Annotated in this window: 17 protein-coding genes; 6 read left to right on the forward strand and 11 right to left on the reverse strand. The window is 62.1% G+C overall.

What is annotated here, in order from left to right:
- Positions 1–17 precede the first annotated feature (17 nt).
- From pheT to infC, 5 genes are all read right to left on the reverse strand, one after another.
- Complete coding sequence (gene pheT / locus EFR00_RS22575; RefSeq protein ID WP_077991290.1) at positions 18–2,441, reverse strand: phenylalanine--tRNA ligase subunit beta; 2,424 nt, start codon at positions 2,439–2,441, stop codon at positions 18–20.
- 16 nt (positions 2,442–2,457) lie between these two features.
- Positions 2,458–3,540 carry a phenylalanine--tRNA ligase subunit alpha gene (gene pheS, locus EFR00_RS22580; protein WP_077991293.1) on the reverse strand — a complete coding sequence of 361 codons (1,083 nt, stop codon included), beginning with the start codon at positions 3,538–3,540 and terminating at the stop codon, positions 2,458–2,460.
- 150 nt (positions 3,541–3,690) lie between these two features.
- Positions 3,691–4,095 (reverse strand): 50S ribosomal protein L20, encoded by a 405-nt coding sequence (rplT, locus tag EFR00_RS22585; RefSeq protein ID WP_004673860.1) that lies wholly within the window; start codon positions 4,093–4,095, stop codon positions 3,691–3,693.
- A 38-nt stretch (positions 4,096–4,133) separates the two neighbouring features.
- Positions 4,134–4,337, reverse strand: a complete 204-nt coding sequence (rpmI, locus tag EFR00_RS22590) for a 50S ribosomal protein L35 (RefSeq protein WP_003570998.1) — start codon at positions 4,335–4,337, stop codon at positions 4,134–4,136.
- Positions 4,338–4,647: 310 nt separating this feature from the next.
- Positions 4,648–5,184: a translation initiation factor IF-3 gene (infC, locus tag EFR00_RS22600; protein WP_077991295.1), complete on the reverse strand. Its 537-nt coding sequence runs from the start codon at positions 5,182–5,184 to the stop codon at positions 4,648–4,650.
- A 177-nt stretch (positions 5,185–5,361) separates the two neighbouring features.
- Between infC and EFR00_RS22605 the strand changes: the two genes are divergently transcribed.
- Positions 5,362–6,192, forward strand: coding sequence for an alpha/beta hydrolase (locus EFR00_RS22605; RefSeq protein ID WP_077991297.1), 831 nt, complete (start codon positions 5,362–5,364; stop codon positions 6,190–6,192).
- Between the two features lie 145 nt (positions 6,193–6,337).
- Positions 6,338–6,937 carry a transglutaminase-like cysteine peptidase gene (locus EFR00_RS22610; RefSeq protein ID WP_077991299.1) on the forward strand — a complete coding sequence of 200 codons (600 nt, stop codon included), beginning with the start codon at positions 6,338–6,340 and terminating at the stop codon, positions 6,935–6,937.
- 296 nt (positions 6,938–7,233) lie between these two features.
- On the opposite strand, the gene mbfA is transcribed toward EFR00_RS22610, so the two are convergent.
- Positions 7,234–8,217, reverse strand: a complete 984-nt coding sequence (mbfA, locus tag EFR00_RS22615; protein WP_077991301.1) for an iron exporter MbfA — start codon at positions 8,215–8,217, stop codon at positions 7,234–7,236.
- A 171-nt stretch (positions 8,218–8,388) separates the two neighbouring features.
- On the opposite strand from mbfA, the gene EFR00_RS22620 reads away from it, so the two are divergent.
- Positions 8,389–8,856, forward strand: a complete 468-nt coding sequence (locus tag EFR00_RS22620; protein ID WP_077991320.1) for a group III truncated hemoglobin — start codon at positions 8,389–8,391, stop codon at positions 8,854–8,856.
- A gap of 4 nt (positions 8,857–8,860) precedes the next feature.
- On the opposite strand, the gene EFR00_RS22625 is transcribed toward EFR00_RS22620, so the two are convergent.
- The 3 genes from EFR00_RS22625 to EFR00_RS22635 all read right to left on the reverse strand — a co-directional run bounded on the left by EFR00_RS22625 (position 8,861) and on the right by EFR00_RS22635 (position 11,433).
- Entirely contained in the window at positions 8,861–9,754 is an 894-nt protein-coding gene (locus EFR00_RS22625; protein WP_077991304.1) for an EamA family transporter, read from the reverse strand.
- Positions 9,755–9,846: 92 nt separating this feature from the next.
- Positions 9,847–10,398 carry a recombination regulator RecX gene (recX, locus tag EFR00_RS22630; RefSeq protein WP_038686272.1) on the reverse strand — a complete coding sequence of 184 codons (552 nt, stop codon included), beginning with the start codon at positions 10,396–10,398 and terminating at the stop codon, positions 9,847–9,849.
- Between the two features lie 9 nt (positions 10,399–10,407).
- On the reverse strand, positions 10,408–11,433 hold the full coding sequence (locus EFR00_RS22635) for a histone deacetylase family protein (protein ID WP_038686270.1): 1,026 nt from the start codon (positions 11,431–11,433) through the stop codon (positions 10,408–10,410).
- A gap of 133 nt (positions 11,434–11,566) precedes the next feature.
- Between EFR00_RS22635 and EFR00_RS22640 the strand changes: the two genes are divergently transcribed.
- Entirely contained in the window at positions 11,567–12,178 is a 612-nt protein-coding gene (locus tag EFR00_RS22640) for an HAD-IA family hydrolase (RefSeq protein ID WP_077991305.1), read from the forward strand.
- 15 nt (positions 12,179–12,193) lie between these two features.
- On the opposite strand, the gene EFR00_RS22645 is transcribed toward EFR00_RS22640, so the two are convergent.
- Together EFR00_RS22645 and EFR00_RS22650 are read right to left on the reverse strand one after the other, a co-directional pair.
- Complete coding sequence (locus EFR00_RS22645) at positions 12,194–12,712, reverse strand: GNAT family N-acetyltransferase (RefSeq protein ID WP_009995107.1); 519 nt, start codon at positions 12,710–12,712, stop codon at positions 12,194–12,196.
- Between the two features lie 23 nt (positions 12,713–12,735).
- Complete coding sequence (locus tag EFR00_RS22650) at positions 12,736–13,305, reverse strand: helix-turn-helix domain-containing protein (protein WP_009995108.1); 570 nt, start codon at positions 13,303–13,305, stop codon at positions 12,736–12,738.
- 132 nt (positions 13,306–13,437) lie between these two features.
- On the opposite strand from EFR00_RS22650, the gene tenA reads away from it, so the two are divergent.
- Positions 13,438–14,136, forward strand: coding sequence for a thiaminase II (tenA, locus tag EFR00_RS22655; RefSeq protein WP_010059890.1), 699 nt, complete (start codon positions 13,438–13,440; stop codon positions 14,134–14,136).
- Positions 14,137–14,213: 77 nt separating this feature from the next.
- Positions 14,214–16,046, forward strand: coding sequence for a translation elongation factor 4 (gene lepA, locus EFR00_RS22660; protein WP_077991306.1), 1,833 nt, complete (start codon positions 14,214–14,216; stop codon positions 16,044–16,046).
- Positions 16,047–16,558: the final 512 nt, after the last annotated feature.

Consider the following 16,558-nt stretch of genomic DNA (forward strand, 5'->3'; position numbering starts at 1 on the left):
TTCGGGAGACCGCGGGATCAGCTTCTGAGGACGCCGCCGGTGAATTTCGCGACGCTCGCCACGATCTTCTGCGTCAGCGCTTCGAAATCTTCATCCGTCAACGTGCGCTCGACCGGCTGGATCTGAACCTCGATCGCCACCGATTTCTTGCCTTCGCCGACAGACGCACCTTCGAAGATGTCGAAGACGTTGACGCCGGTGACCAGTCTGCGGTCTGCCCCGGTCGCAGCCTTGATGATGGCGCCCGATTCCACCGTCTTGTCGACGACGAAGGCGAAGTCGCGCTTGACCGCCTGGAAGGGTGACAGTTCCAGCGCCGGCTTGGTGCGGGTCGCCTTCTTCTTCGGCTCGGCCATCGCGTCGAGATAGACCTCGAAGCCACAGAGGGCGCCGGAGACATCGAGCGCTTCCAGCGTCAACGGGTGGAATTCACCGAAGTAACCGAGCACCACCTTCGGCCCCATCTTGATCGTGCCGGAGCGGCCGGGATGATACCATTCCGGGCCGCCCTGCTCGATCTGGATATTGCCCATCGGCAAGCCGCAAGCTTCGATGACGGCGAGCGCATCGGCCTTGGCGTCGAAGACGTCGACCGGTTTGCCGCCGCCCTTCACAGCATTCGACCACATGCGGCCCCCTCCGGCGAGCGAGGCGGTGCCGCGGCGGATGCCGCCGGCAACGCGACGCTGACCGTCCGGTCTGTCGTTCTCATAGGTGCCCGAGACCTCGAAAATCGCCACGTCGCCATAACCCTTGTCGGCATTGCGCTGGGCCGCCGTCAGCAGGCCCGGCAGCAGCGAGGGGCGCATATCCGACATTTCGGCAGCGATCGGATTGGCAAGCTTGAGGGCCGGCGAGCCGCCGCCGAAGAGCTTCGCCTGATCTTCCGGAATGAAGGACCAGGTGACGGCCTCCAGCATGCCGCGCGAGGCAAGCGCACGCTTGGCCGCCCGGGTGCGGATCTGCAGCGTGGTCAGGATCCTGCCGTTGACGGCGGCATGGCTTTCGAGCGGCGCCGGCTTGATCTTGTCGACGCCGTGGATGCGCATGACCTCCTCGACGAGATCGGCCTTGCCGTCGACATCGGGGCGCCACGACGGAACGGAGACGGAAACGCGTTCGCCGGAGCCGGAAACCGTGAAGCCGAGGCGAGCGAGGATCGAGTTGCTTTCCTCCGTCGAGACTTCCAGGCCGGTTAGGCGCTTGACCTCCGAATAGGGGAAATCGACGACCTTCGGCTCGTGAGGCTTGTATCCGACGACCTCGGCCCTCGCGGCCGTGCCGCCGCAGAGTTCGAGCACCAGTTCCGTCGTGCGTTCGAGACCGGGAACCATATATTCCGGATCGACGCCGCGCTCGAAACGGTAGCGCGCATCGGTGATAATACCCAGGCTGCGGCCCGATTTGGCGATGTTCATCGGGTCCCAGAGGGCCGATTCGATCAGCACGTCGACGGTGTTCTCGTCGCAGCCGGAGTGTTCGCCGCCCATGATGCCGCCGATCGATTCGATCCCGTCTTCATCTGATATGACGACGTTGTTCGGACCGAGCTTGTATTCGCGCTGGTCGAGCGCCAGCACGGTCTCGCCTTCCCTGGCGCGACGGACGGTGAGGTTGCCCTTGACCTTGGCGGCGTCGAAGACGTGCATCGGCCGGCCCTGATCGAAGGTCATGTAATTGGTGATATCGACCAGCGCATTGATGGGGCGCAGCCCGATGGCGGTCAGCCGCTGCTGCATCCAGCGCGGGCTCGGGCCGTTCCTGACGCCGCGCACGAGGCGGAGCGAAAAGCCGGGGCAGAGCTTGGCATCGTCGAGATCGAGCGTCAGCTTGATCGGCGTCTCGCCTTCCACGGAAAATGACGGCGCGGTCCGGGTCTTCAACGTGCCGAGCCCGGAGGCGGCGAGATCGCGGGCGATGCCGTGGATCGAGGTGCAGTCCGGCCTGTTCGGCGTCAGGTTGATCTCGATGACCGGGTCGTCGAGATGCGCATATGCTGCGTAGCTTTGACCCACCGGCGCATCGTCGGGCAGATCGATGATGCCGTCGTGATTGTCGGAGATCTGCAGTTCTTTTTCGGAGCACATCATGCCGCGGCTTTCGACGCCGCGGATATTGCCGACGGCAAGCGTCACGTCGATACCGGGAACATAAGTCCCGGGTGCTGCGAAGGCGCCGATAAGGCCGGCGCGCGCATTCGGGGCGCCGCAGACGACCTGGACCGGTGAACCGGAGCCGGTGTCGACCATCAGCACCTTCAGGCGATCGGCTTGCGGATGTTTTTCCGCCGAAACAACTCTGGCGATGACGAAGGGCTTGAACGCCGCCTTGTCGTCGACATCCTCCACCTCCAGCCCGATCTCGGTCAGGCGGGTGCAGATTTCATCGAGCGTGGCATCCGTTTCCAGATGCTCTTTCAGCCAGGAGAGCGTGAATTTCATCGTTCCAAATCTCCGTTCAAGCGCTGAGGCCGCCGAACAGCGTCGGCATGTCGAGCGGGCGGAAGCCGTAATGCGTCATCCAGCGGACGTCGGCATTGAAGAAGTCGCGCAGGTCGGGCATGCCGTATTTCAGCATGGCGATGCGGTCGAGGCCCATGCCCCAGGCAAAACCCTGATATTCGTCCGGATCGAGCCCGCCGTAGCGCAGCACGTTCGGATGGACCATGCCGCAGCCGAGAATCTCCATCCAGTCGGTGCCTTCGCCGAACTTGACGATCGGGCCGGAGCGGTCGCACTGGATATCGACCTCGAAAGAGGGCTCGGTGAAGGGAAAGAAGGACGGGCGGAAGCGCATCGTCACGCTGTCGACCTCGAAGAAGGTCTTGCAGAACTCCTCGAGCACCCAGCGGATATTGGCGACATTGGCCTTCTTGTCGATCACCAGGCCCTCGACCTGATGGAACATAGGCGAATGGGTGGCGTCCGAGTCCTGCCGATAAGTCTTGCCGGGGATGATGATGCGGATCGGCGGCTTTTGCGCCTCCATGGTGCGCACCTGCACCGGCGAGGTATGGGTGCGCAGCACCTTGCGCTCGCCATTCTTGTCCGGATTGAAGAAGAAGGTGTCGTGCATCTCGCGGGCCGGATGGCCTTCGGGGAAATTGAGAGCGGTGAAATTGTAGTAATCGGTCTCGATATCGGGGCCTTCGGCAATCGAGAAGCCCATATCTGCGAAGATTGCGGTGATCTCGTCGACGATCTGGCTGATCGGGTGGATGCGGCCGCGCTCAGCCGGCGAGGAGCGCACCGGCAGGCTGACATCGACCGTCTCGGCCTTCAGCCGCGCATTGACCGCCGCCATTTTCAGCACCGACTTGCGTTCGGCGATGGCGTCCGTCACGGCATTCTTCAGGGCGTTGATCGCAGCGCCCTTGGTCTGGCGCTCCTCCGGCGTCATCGCGCCGAGCGTCTTCAGGAGTTCCGAGACCGAGCCCTTCTTGCCCAGCGCAGACACGCGCACGGCTTCCAGGGCGGCCTCGTCATTGGCGGCGGCGATTTCCGCGAGCAGCGATGAGTTGAGCTGGTCGATATCTGACATTGTCACTTCTTTCCGTCCAGTATCAGGCGGGGATCGGGAGGCAGGCGGCGCCGACCGGCGCAAGGGATATAAAGAAAGAAAAACCCGCGCTAGCCCAAACCAGCGCGGGTTTCCCAAAATTCGATAAGCATAGAGCCTGGGAAGCGCTGGTTAACGAACCGCGCCTTCAAACTCGTTGGCCGTACCGGTTTCCTTGAGGTACTCAAGGGCCTTCTTGGCAGCATTGACGAGCGCGCCGAATGCTTCCGGCTCGTGGATCGCCATGTCGGAGAGAACCTTGCGGTCGACTTCGATGCCGGCCTTGTTCAGACCGTCGATGAAGCGGCCGTAGGTCAGGCCGAATTCGCGGACGGCAGCGTTGATGCGCTGGATCCAGAGCGCACGGAAGTTGCGCTTGTTGACCTTGCGGTCGCGGTAGGCGTACTGCTTCGACCGGTCGACAGCGGCCTTGGCGGCGCGGATGGTGTTCTTACGGCGGCCATAAAAGCCCTTGGCGGCCTTCAGAACCTTCTTGTGCTTGGCGTGGGCGGTGACGCCTCTTTTTACGCGTGCCATATCATGATCTCCTTAAATCTAGCGTTCGCGGACGAGTCTCAGAGACCGTTCGGCAGGTAATTCTTGATAACCTTGCGGCCATCCGGTTCTGCGAGAACCATGGTGCCGCGTGCATCGCGAATGAACTTGTTGGTACGCTTGATCATGCCATGGCGCTTGCCGGCAGCGGCAGCCTTGACCTTGCCCGTGGCGGTGATCTTGAACCGCTTCTTGGCAGAGGACTTCGTCTTCATCTTGGGCATTTTGCTACTCCTTCTGTCCTCCCTGCGCGCTTCATCAAAAAAGCCCTCTCGCGAAGTCCGGTTCTCCGGCCGTCGCAACAAGGTGCGGGAGCGTTTGTTGTTGATCTGCGGCTTCGGCGACGAACCGTTCCGCAAGCATTCGAAACTGCCACGGCATGCCCTGCCGGTCAGTTCGGACGCGCGCTTATAACCGCAGCGTGGTGAAAGTGCAACGGGGCCGCGGAGGAATCTTCGCCAACCCGGAGGCGGGATGGCCGAAAGCACAAAAGCCGCCCTTGCGGACGGCCTTGGGCGAAAAAGTATCTGGCGCTTACTTCGGCGCCAGCACCATCATCATCTGGCGGCCTTCGAGCTTGGGCTCGGCTTCGACCTTGGCGATCTCGGTCGTATCGGCCTTGACCTGCTGCAGAAGCTTCATGCCGAGTTCCTGGTGGGCCATTTCACGGCCGCGGAACTTCAGCGTCACCTTGACCTTGTCGCCCTCGTCGAAGAAGCGGCCCATCGCCTTCATCTTCACCTCATAATCATGGGTGTCGATATTCGGGCGCATCTTGATTTCTTTGACTTCGACGATCTTCTGCTTCTTGCGCGCCTCGGCAGCCTTCTTCTGGTTGGCATATTTCAGCTTGCCCAGATCGAGGATCTTGCACACCGGCGGTTCGGCATTGGGAGAAATTTCGACGAGATCGAGGCCGGCTTCTTCTGCCATTCTCAAGGCCTGGTCGGTGGGCACGATGCCCATATTCTGTCCGTCAGCCGCGATCAGCTGAACTTTGGGAATGCGGATTTCACGGTTCGAGCGCGGGCCGTCCTTCACGGGCGCATCGGTCTTAAAAGGTCTGCGAATGGTCGTATTCTCCTCGCGTTGTTTCGGAACGTTGCAGCCGCGCGCTCCCGATCAGGGTGCACAAACGTATCTCGTTATCGCTGCAACGGAGTCAATATCATCCTTTAGCGGAAAAATCACGTGCTGTCAGCCTGCCAAGAATCTGTTTTATAGGCCAAAACAATAGGAGTTTTGCCGATGTCCGATCAGATGCCCAATCTCCAGCCGCAGTTCCTGACGGTCGGCGAAGGCGAAGCGGCGCGTGAGATCGCCATGCTGGTGCGCCCGGCGCATGCCGCAAATAATGCTCCGACGCTCGTTTGGTTGTCCGGCTACCGTTCCGACATGAGCGGCACCAAAGCGTTGGAGCTCGACGGACTGGCGGGCGAACTCGGTACCGCCTGTATCCGCCTCGACTATTCCGGCCACGGGCTTTCCGGCGGCAGCTTCCGCGACGGCACGATCTCACGCTGGGTGGAGGAGGCGCTGACCGTCATCCGCCACGTCGCGCCCGAGCGGGTCATTCTCGTCGGCTCCTCGATGGGAGGCTGGATTGCGCTCAGGCTGGCGCAGGAGCTCGCGCGACTGGACGGCCCGAAGCTCGAAGGCCCAAAACTCGAAGGAATGGTGCTGATCGCGCCGGCGCCCGATTTCACTTCCGAACTGATCGAGCCGAACCTGAAGGCCAAGGAGCGCAAGTCGCTGGCCGAGCGCGGCTATTTCGAGGAGCGCTCGCAATACAGTCCGGAACCGAACATCTATACGCTGGCACTGATCGAGGACGGCCGTAAGAACCGCGTGCTCGACGGCATGATCGAGACGGGCTGCCCGGTGCATATCCTCCAGGGCATGAAGGATCCCGACGTGCCGCATGCGCATGCGATGAGGCTTGTCGAGCACCTTCCTGCCGACGACGTGGTGCTGACCTTCATCCGTGATGGCGACCATCGCCTGTCCCGCCCAGGCGATATCGCCCTTATTCTGAGCGCCGTCAAAGGCGTCATCCGCACCGCCATGGCCGGGCAATGAGCTGCTGAGCCAAGCCCGCGTCATGTTGCATTTTAACCATGTCGACGGGTCGCAAGGTCCTCCCGAGAAGTAACGATTGACTCTTCTCGGCCCTCTCCATTAACAGTTTGTTAATAATTAAGGGGCGATCGAGGAAAGAGCGGGCGTGCGGATCAAAGGTATCTTTGTGGCCATGATGGCCGTGTTTGCGATGGCGACAGCCGCCATCCCAGCTCCAAGCAGAAATGCTTCCATGGTAACAGGCAACGCCACTTCGCAGCCGATCGGCCATTACGATTTCTGTCAGACCCACAGCAGTGAATGCGGCGCAAACCGCAATGCGGGCCCTGTCGAGATGACCCCGGCCAAGTGGTCGCTCGTCCGTTCGATCAACGCCACGGTCAACCGCACGATCACACCGATGACCGACAAGGAAATCTACGGCAAGGATGAAGTCTGGGCCTACCCAACGACTGCCGGCGACTGCGAGGATTTCGCGCTCCTGAAGCGCCGCATCCTGATCCAGCGCGGCATTCCGGCCGCCGATCTGCTGATGACCGTCGTGCGCAAGCCTGACGGTGAGGGCCATGCCGTCCTGACGCTGCGCAGCGCCGAGGGCGACTTTGTGCTCGACAACCTCGCCGTCGACGTCAAGCCGTGGTTCGGAACGCCTTATTCCTTCGTCAAGCGGCAGTCGAGCTACAATGCCGGCCGCTGGGTCACCATCGAGAACGGCCGCGACGTTCTGGTCGGCGCACTGCGCTGACATTCTTAGGGGGATGCGGGGAAAAGGCCGGCGAAAGCCGGCCTTTTGCTTTTGGGGCTAGCTTCGCCTCTCCTCCCAAGTCAGTTTATGCGCAGAAAGAGCCCCCTCTGCCCTGCCGGGCATCTCCCCCACAGGTGGGGAGATCGGCTGGACGCACCGGTTTCCTCAATCAATTGGGGTCGCAGCACAACGAAATGGTCCTCACGAAGGTCAAGCCGGCCCTCCGCATGGCTCCGGGCGTTCGCTGCTGCAATCGATTCACTCGATCGATTGCTCGGGCTCTGCCCGACCGCAGCTCACCCATTCCCGATCAAAATCCCCGCACCGAGCACCAAGCTGCCGCCGAGCACCACCTGGAAGGCGGCGCGCAGGAACGGCGTTTCCATGTAGCGGTTCTGGATGAAGGCGATTGCCCAGAGTTCGAAGAAAACGATGACGCCGGCGGTGATCGTCGCCGTCCAGAAATGCGGGATCAGATAGGGCAGCGCGTGGCCGAGGCCGCCGAGCGTCGTCATGATGCCGCAGGCAAGGCCGCGCTTGACCGGCGACCCCCTGCCGGAGATCTTGCCGTCGTCATGGGCGGCCTCGGTGAAGCCCATCGAGATGCCGGCACCGACGGATGCGGAAAGGCCGACGAGGAGGGTCTGCCAGGTGTCCTGGGTGGCAAAGGCGGCGGCAAAGATCGGCGCCAGCGTCGAGACCGAGCCGTCCATCAGCCCGGCAAGGCCCGGCTGCACATAGGTCAGCACGAATTGCCGGTGGGCCGCCTCGTCCTCATCGCGCTTGACGTCTTCGGGCGTATGTTTGTCGCCCAGCATGCGGGCAATATCTTCATGTCCCTGCTCGGCCAGCGCCAGATCACCGAGAAGCTCGCGCGTCGAGGCGTCCGAGGTCCGCTTTGCCGCCTCGACATAGAAGCGGTAGGCCTGCTCCTCCATTGCCTCGGTCTCCTGCCGTATCGCATCGAGCGAAAGGCTTGCCCTGAGCCAGTCGGGCTTGCGTTCGTAGAAGCCCTGCACATGTTCGCGCCGGATCAGCGGGATGCGCTCGCCGAAACGCTGGCGATGGATCTCGATCAGGGATTTGCGATGGGTATCCTCGACCTCGGCCATATCTTCGAAAACCTTTGCCGAGGCCGGGAATTCGTTCCGCAGCCTGTCGGCATAGGCAAGATAGATGCGGGCATCGTCTTCCTCGGAGGCGATTGCGAGGGCGAGAATCTCCTGCTCGGACAGCGACTCGAAAGACCGTTTCGGTGATCTGAAAAATCGCGCCAACATAACTAATCTCCATAATTTAGAATTATTCTAAATCTAAAGAAGGAGCCAATGGCGGTCAAGGGTGCAGACAGGCCGGCTGACAGATTGCCGCAAGCCGCAAGCATGCCTTTGGCGCGCCTGCGCAAACACCTATATGAGAGGGCGCCGCATCATGCGGCGCCGGGGTTCATGATGGATAATGACATTCAGGGCCGTCCTGCCCATGTCGCGGCGATCCGCGAAAGGGCGGAGGTCGAGATGCGGGCGATGGGCGTCGACGAGGTCTTCATCGGCAGGCTGGTCGAGACTTTTTACGGGCGCGTCCTGACGCATCCCGATCTCGGTCCGGTGTTCGACGCCAGGCTCTCCGGCCGCTGGCCGGAGCATATGGAGAAGATGAAGAGCTTCTGGTCGGCCGTCGCCTTCCGCAGCGGCGCCTATGGCGGCAAGCCGGTGCAGGCGCATACCGGCGTCGCGGATCTGACGCCGGATCTCTTTCCGAAGTGGCTGGCGCTATTTGCCGCAACGCTCGACGATGTCGCCCCGTCGCCGGAGGCCAAGGCCTGGTTCATGGGGACGGCGGAGCGGATCGCCAAGAGCCTGACGCTGTCGCTGTTCTACAATCCGGCGCTCGACGACCCCACGAAGAAGGCGGGCTGACGCATCATTGCCTGGCTGAGAAGGTTGCGCCGGCGCTTGCGGCAACGACCAGAGCCGTCCCTGCCATCTGCAGAAACGTCATCGGCTGCATCAGAATGAGGAAGCCTGCCAGAGCCGCAATGGCCGGTTCCAGACTCATGAGAATGCCGAATGACGTCGTCGGCATGCGCCGCAGGGCAATCAGCTCCAGCGTATAGGGCAGCAGCGGCACGAGAACAGCGAGGCCCGCCATTTCGATCAGGCCATAAGTATCAAGCGCCGGCGCTGCGCCCGAAAAGCCGAAGGGCGTCGCAACCGCAGCAGCAACCATCAGCGACATGGAAAGCCCTTCCAGGCCATTGAAGCTGGCGCCGATTTTCTTGGTCAGCACGATATAGATCGCCCAGCCCGTCCCCGCGCCGCCGGCAAAGAGAATGCCCCACATATCGCCGATCCAGCCTTCGCCGTCATGGGCAAGCGCCAGCACGCCAAGCGCGGCAATGAGCGGCCAGACGAGACGCCGGCTGAGACCGTAACCGATGGTCGCGACCGAAAGCGGGCCGAGAAAATCGATCGCCACGGCAAGGCCAAGCGGAATGCGCTCGATCGCTGCGAAAAAACTCATGGTCATCAATGCTGTCGTCGTGCCGAGAACGAGCGCGCTTGTCCATTGCTCTCTCGAGTAGCTGAAGATGCGCGGACGGACGGCGACGACCAGGATGATGGCGGCAAAGACGAGGCGCAGCCAGCTCGCGCCGGCCGGTCCATAGGTGGTGATCGCGTGGGAAGACAGAGCTGCGCCGAACTGGATCGAAGACATGGACAGGAGGCACATCAGCCCGCCGGCCGCCAGGCCAGAGGACGTTGCAGGCGTTTCCAATGCCAGCACGCCGGCGCCGTCGTTCGTTCCGTCTTTCATCCGCATCTCCGATCGAGCGCTCTTCATACGGAGGCCGCTTGCAACCGACAAATTCAATCTTCTGATCGAGGCAGCAAAAGACCTAATGCATCTCAGAGACGGCCGGAGAAGATCACCTCTTCGGCGTCTTCGACACTCATATCGAAGACCTTCCTGCCGATCTCGAAGCTGAAACCGTTGCGGGCGAAGGCCGACATTTCCTTTGCCTTGCGCTTGTCGTCGAGTTCGACACGACGAAAAGGGCCGAAGGCGCGTTTGCGGGCGAATATGGTCGCGGCATAGAGATCGTCAGCCTCTCCGAGTGCGGCCTCGACCTTGTCGCTCGCGACACCTTTGGCAGCAAGCTTCTGGGCGATCGCACGCTTCGACTTGCCGCCGCGTACGGCAGAGCGCGTGCTGATCTCGGCATAGGCGCCATCGTCGAGCAGCTTGTTGTCATAGGCAAATTTGACAGCGAAATCGGCAACGGCCTTGAGCTGGCCCGCGCTGATGTCTTCGAACTTCTCCCTGGCCTTGCGGGTGATGGCGTCGAAGAGCTGCTTTTCCGTCATCATCCGCCGCTCCAGGCGATAGATGGCGGAGTTGCGCGCCCAGCTCAGCATGCGTGAGGTCGGGATATCGGATGGATCGGTCTCGTCGGTCATATCAAGCGATCAGGCTTCCAGACCCTTGAGAACATTGGCGACATTGCGCCCGATCTCGGGAACGCCGTAGCCGCCTTCCATGCAGGCAAGCACCGGCAGGCCGGCAGCGGATATCATCGCGCCCATACGGATGAAATCGTCGGAGGTAAGGCGGAAGAAGGAGATCGGATCGCGCTCGAAGGTGTCGACACCGAGTGCGACGACGATTGCCTCGGCGCCGAAGGCCTTGATGCGAGCAAGCGCATCGGCAAGGGCAGAGGACCAGACCTCGAAAGGCGTGCCCGGAGGCATCGGATAATTGCGGTTGGTCCCCGTGCCCGCCCCCTCGCCCTCCTCTTCGGCATGGCCGAGGAAATAGGGAAAGGCGTGCATCGGATCGCCATGCAGTGAGGCGGTGAAAACATCGCCTCTGTGATAAAAGAGATCCTGGGTGCCGTTGCCATGGTGGAAATCGACATCGAGCACGGCAACCTTGGCCGCCCCATGATCGAGCAGCCGCTGGGCGGCGACACCGGCATTGTTGATGAAGCAATAGCCGCCGAAGAGATCGATGCCGGCGTGATGGCCGGGCGGGCGGCAGAGCGCGAAGGCGAAACGATGGTCCTCCGCCAGCCAGTCGGCGCCCGTTATGGCGCAACGCATCGAGGCGATCGCCGCCTCGTAGGAGCCGTTGGTGATCGAGGTATCGGCGGCATTGGCATAATGGCCGATCGCGCCAACGATATTGTCGGGCACGCGCTGGCTGGTGCGGCGCACCGGGAAGGAATTGGCGATCGCCTCGCCTTTGAAGCCGGCCGCCACCCATCGGTCCCAGACGGTGGCGAGAAAATCGAGATAGGCGGGATCATGCACTTTGTTGGCCGTTTCCAGCCCGTGTGCATCGGGCGCGACGACATCGGCAAAGCCCGCCTCCTTCACCGCCGCCAGGATCCATTCGGCCCGGAAAGGCGCCTCGAAGGGCGTCACCAGCTGGCCGGCGTAGAGCTCGGTCCTGGCGTCACGCAGCTTGTGATCCTCGGAATAGATGACGCGCATTGCAGATCCTGCCCCTGATTGAACATCGAGGTTTACACGGCTTCGCTCCAACGAAAAAGCGGCGTGTCGGCTTGATCGCCCAGCTAAATAACGCCACCTTCGCCGATATTTTCAGAACGAGGAAATTTTCCGCATGAAAGTGCTGATGGTCGATGTCGACGGCGTGCTCATTCATGGCCGGCCGGCCGATGGCCTGCCTCTCTTCACCTATCTGGAACGCGACCTTGGGCTGCGCCTGGACCTGCTGCAGCAGGCATTCTTCCAGACCCACTGGAACGATATCGTCATCGGCCGCGAGGCGTTGGAACCGCGACTCTCGGCCGTGCTTGCAGAGATCGCGCCCCATCTCAGCGCCGCAACCCTGATCGATTATTGGTTCGAAAACGATTCCCGCCTCGATCTCAATCTCTTGGAAGAGCTTGCCGCCCTCCGGCAAAGCGGTGTTGCCCTCTTTCTGGCGACCAATCAGGAGCACAGGCGGGCGCGCTATCTGATGGAAGAGGCCGGCCTCGGCGCGCATGTCGACGGCATCATCTATTCCGCCGCGCTCGGGCACGGCAAACCTTCGCCGGAGTTTTTCCGGCTGGCGACCGAACGCGCCGGCGCCCTGCCCGGCGAAATCGCCTTCATCGACGATATGGCGGAAAACATCGAGGCGGCGCGGCAGTTCGGCTGGAGCGCGGCGCAATGGACGGCGGGCGCCAAGCTGCACGAGACGCTTTCCGCCTTCAGCCATACGGCGTGAGTGGAGCCGGCGCAATCAGGCGAGCCGCTTGTAGAACAGGGTGGTATCGCAGAAGCCGCCTTGCGGCCACAGCGCGTAATCGGGGATGACGCCGACGCGCTCCCAGCCGAGGCGCGGATAAATCGCCTCGGCATCGCTGCCGGTTGCCGTGTCGAGCACGAGCAGGGTTTTGCCGCGCTTTCTCGCCTCCCGCTCGGCGGCATCCATCAGCAGCCGGGCGAGACCCCTGCCGCGAGCGGAGCGATGCACCAGCAGTTTCTTCAGATCACCGCGATGCGGCTGGTTCGGCATCTGGGCAGCGCCCACCTGCACGGTACCGACGATGCTGCCGCCGAGTTCGGCGACCAGCAGCAGATTGCCGCCCGCGGCAACGGCATCGGCGACGTCATGCCAATAGGACTCGGCATCTTCAGGCGCATAGGGCTGCATGAAGCCGACCGAAGCGCCGCCGGCGACGCAATCGGCAAGCACTTCCGACAGGGCGGGAATGGCGGCGCGCGCCTCCTCGGCGGAAAGGGTGCGAATGTCAGGCATGCTGTTCTCCTGAAATGAAGCTGTTATCGGCCGCCGCGATCGAGAACGACGCAATAGCGCGCCGGTGCGTTGCCGGGATTGTGGAACACATGACCCTCGCCGACCGGCATGAAGAGGCAGTCGCCGGGACGCAGGCGGTAGAGCGTCTCACCGGCCGTCATCTCCAGCTCGCCATCGAACAGCCATACATGCTGCGTCATGCCGCGCGAGGCCGCGTGCGGGGGAAAGCTGACGCGGGCGCCGGCGGGAAATTCGACCTCGACAATATCGACATCGGAGGCCGTGCCGGGCGCCGAGACCGACCGCCTGATGTAACCGGTTTCCGGATCGCGCCAGACCTGCTGCTCCTGCCGGCGGGCGAGCGGCGAGGCCTGCTGCCCCTCCTCTGCGAAAAAGGCCGAGAGGGACAGGCCGAGGGCGGCGCAGATCCTTGCCAGCAGCGAGGCCGTCGGGCTCGCCTCGGCCCGTTCGATGCGTGAAATCATGGCGCGGCTGACGCCGGAGGCGGTGGCAAGATCGTCCAGCGTCAAGCCCTTTTCCAGCCGCAGCGTGCGGATGCGAATGCCGATCGCCTGTTCGAGTTGCTGTTCCATCTTCCGATCCGTTATCTACTATAAGAGAAATGCATGATCCGATGATGGAATCAAGCCCATAGGCGGTGCGCACGCACCTTGCTTTCACCGCAGCCTGGCCGGTATATGTCAGCGCGATCGATGGAGAGACGAATGGACGCCAGCACGCAGAACACGGAACTGACGGCAAGCTTCACGACCGCCGCCTGGGACAGGATTGCGCCCATCATGGCCGAGATCGAGGCACTGCCGCTTCTGACGCGGCTCTCCGACGGCACGCTGCCGCCGGAAATCTTTCGCCACTACATCCTGCAGGACGCGCTTTATCTCAAGCACTATGCACGCTGCCTTGCCATCGTCGCCGCCAAGGCGCCCGACAATGCGCAGGTGCTGCGTTTCCTCGGCTCGGCCCAGAAGGCGATCACCGTCGAGCAGGGCCTGCATGCCGGCTTTCTCACCCAATTCGGCATCACGGCTGCGGATGTGACCGCGGCCGAGCCGTCGCCCACCTGCTTTGCCTATACCAATTTTCTGCTGGCCACAGCCTATCACCGCTCCTACGCGGTGGCGCTTTCCGCCATTCTCCCCTGCTTCTGGATCTACTGGCATGTCGGCGAGGCGATCAAGAACCGGCCGGTTATCGAGGGCAATGCCTTTCAGGCCTGGATCAACACCTATGGCGATCCGCAATTTGCCGCCGGCGCCCGCGAGGTGATCGCGCTGACCGACATAGCCGCCCGCGCCGCCTCGCCGGCGGAACGCATAGAGATGACCGATGTCTTCGTGCGCGCCTCGCAATATGAATGGATGTTCTGGGATTCCGCCTGGCGGCTGGAGACCTGGCCGGTCTGAGACGCGCTCGACCGCCTCGTAAAATAGCGTAAACGGCGGGATAATTACCGCTTTGCGGCCGGGGACGGCACTGCTATATGGCGCGCATGAGCACCAATTCGACCACTCCGCTGTCCCATATCCGCAACTTCTCGATCGTGGCCCATATCGACCACGGCAAATCGACGCTGGCCGACCGCCTGATTCAGACGACGGGCGGCCTTGCCGAGCGTGAAATGTCCGAGCAGGTGCTCGACAATATGGATATCGAGCGCGAGCGCGGCATCACCATCAAGGCTCAGACCGTGCGCCTGCACTACCAGGCCGACAATGGCGAGAAATACATCCTCAACCTGATCGACACGCCCGGTCACGTCGACTTCGCCTATGAAGTCTCGCGGTCGCTGTCGGCCTGCGAGGGCTCGTTGCTCGTCGTCGACGCCTCGCAGGGCGTGGAAGCGCAGACGCTCGCCAACGTCTACCAGGCGATCGACAACAATCACGAGCTCGTCACCGTGCTCAACAAGATCGACCTGCCGGCCGCCGAACCCGACCGCATCAAGGAACAGATCGAGGAAGTGATCGGCATCGACGCTTCGGAGGCCGTGCTGATCTCGGCCAAAACAGGCCTCGGCATTCCCGATGTGCTCGAAGCGATCGTCCACAAGCTGCCGGCGCCGAAGAGCCCTGGCGGCGAAAAGGCGCCGCTGAAGGCGCTGCTTGTCGACAGCTGGTACGACACCTATCTCGGCGTCATGGTTCTCGTGCGCATCATCGACGGCGTCCTGACCAAGGGCCAGACCATTCGCATGATGGGCACGGATGCGAAATACCAGGTGGAGCGCGTTGGGGTGCTGACGCCGAAGATGGTCAATGTCGACAGCCTCGGCCCCGGCGAGATCGGCTTCATCACCGCCTCGATCAAGGAAGTGGCCGATACCCGCGTCGGCGATACGATCACCGAGGACAAGCGGCCGACCGCACAGGCACTGCCGGGCTTCAAGCCGGCGCAGCCGGTGGTGTTCTGCGGGCTCTTCCCTGTTGATGCCGCCGATTTCGAGGATCTGCGCGCCGCCATGGGCAAGCTTCGCCTCAACGACGCCTCCTTCTCCTTCGAAATGGAATCGTCTGCCGCCCTCGGCTTCGGCTTCCGCTGCGGCTTCCTCGGCTTGCTGCATCTCGAAATCATCCAGGAGCGGCTGGAGCGCGAGTTCGACCTCGACCTCATCGCCACCGCCCCCTCCGTCGTCTACAAGATGTACATGACCGACGGCACCGAGCGTGAGTTGCACAATCCGGCCGACATGCCGGATGTCGTCAAGATCTCCGAGATCCACGAGCCGTGGATCCGCGCGACGATCCTCACACCCGACGATTATCTCGGCGGCATCCTGAAGCTCTGCCAGGACCGGCGCGGCATCCAGATCGAACTGACCTATGTCGGCACGCGCGCGATGCTGACCTACGATCTGCCGCTCAATGAAGTCGTCTTCGATTTCTACGACCGGCTGAAGTCGATCTCGAAGGGCTATGCCTCCTTCGACTATACGCTCACCGACCACCGCGAGGGCAACCTCGTGAAGATGTCGATCCTCGTCAACGGCGAGCCGGTCGACGCGCTGTCGATGATGGTGCACCGCAGCGCCGCCGAAAAGCGCGGCCGCGACATGTGCGAGAAGCTCAAGGAGCTGATCCCGAAGCACATGTTCAAGATCCCGATCCAGGCGGCGATCGGCGGCAACGTCATCGCCCGCGAGACGATCTCAGCGCTGCGCAAGGACGTGACCGCGAAATGCTACGGCGGCGACGCCACCCGCAAGCGCAAGCTGCTCGACAAGCAGAAGGCCGGCAAGAAGCGCATGCGCCAGTTCGGCAAGGTGGAGATTCCGCAGGAAGCCTTCATCGCGGCGTTGAAGATGGGCGACGAATAGGCTTTCGCAGGGCCTCTCTTCGACGAAGAGTCCTGAGTCTCCTTGGTTTGTTGACAAGCATCACTCTATTTCTCCGTCATCCTCGGCCTTGTGCTGAAGATCTGCCAACATATCAACCGGCTGCAGATGCTCGGGACAGGCCCGAGCATGACGGAGGAGACGTGGTCACGCTCCATCAGTCGTTCAGCGAGATATAGGTCCTCATCCCGCCTTCCAGATTTGGCTTCGTCACTGGCATAGCGAGTTTCAGAATCGAACTGCGAGAAGCTTCGACGGCATCCGGCCCGCGCGAATGAAGTTCTGAAAAAAGGAAGGCACGTCGGTAGCTACGAAGTCGTATTGACGAGGTGTAGCGCCCGGAGAAGAACAAGGTATGATGCCAGCGCTAGGCGGTGTGGACTCTTGGGATTCCCAAGGCTGAGCAAATCAGATTCAAGACTGTCTTTTGGAGGCAGTCATGGGTGTTTTGGATCGTCTGATCCTTCGGGACGAGCAGTGGGAGCGGATATCGC

The sequence above is a fragment of the Rhizobium sophoriradicis genome (assembly GCF_003939025.1).
Lineage (GTDB): Bacteria > Pseudomonadota > Alphaproteobacteria > Rhizobiales > Rhizobiaceae > Rhizobium > Rhizobium sophoriradicis.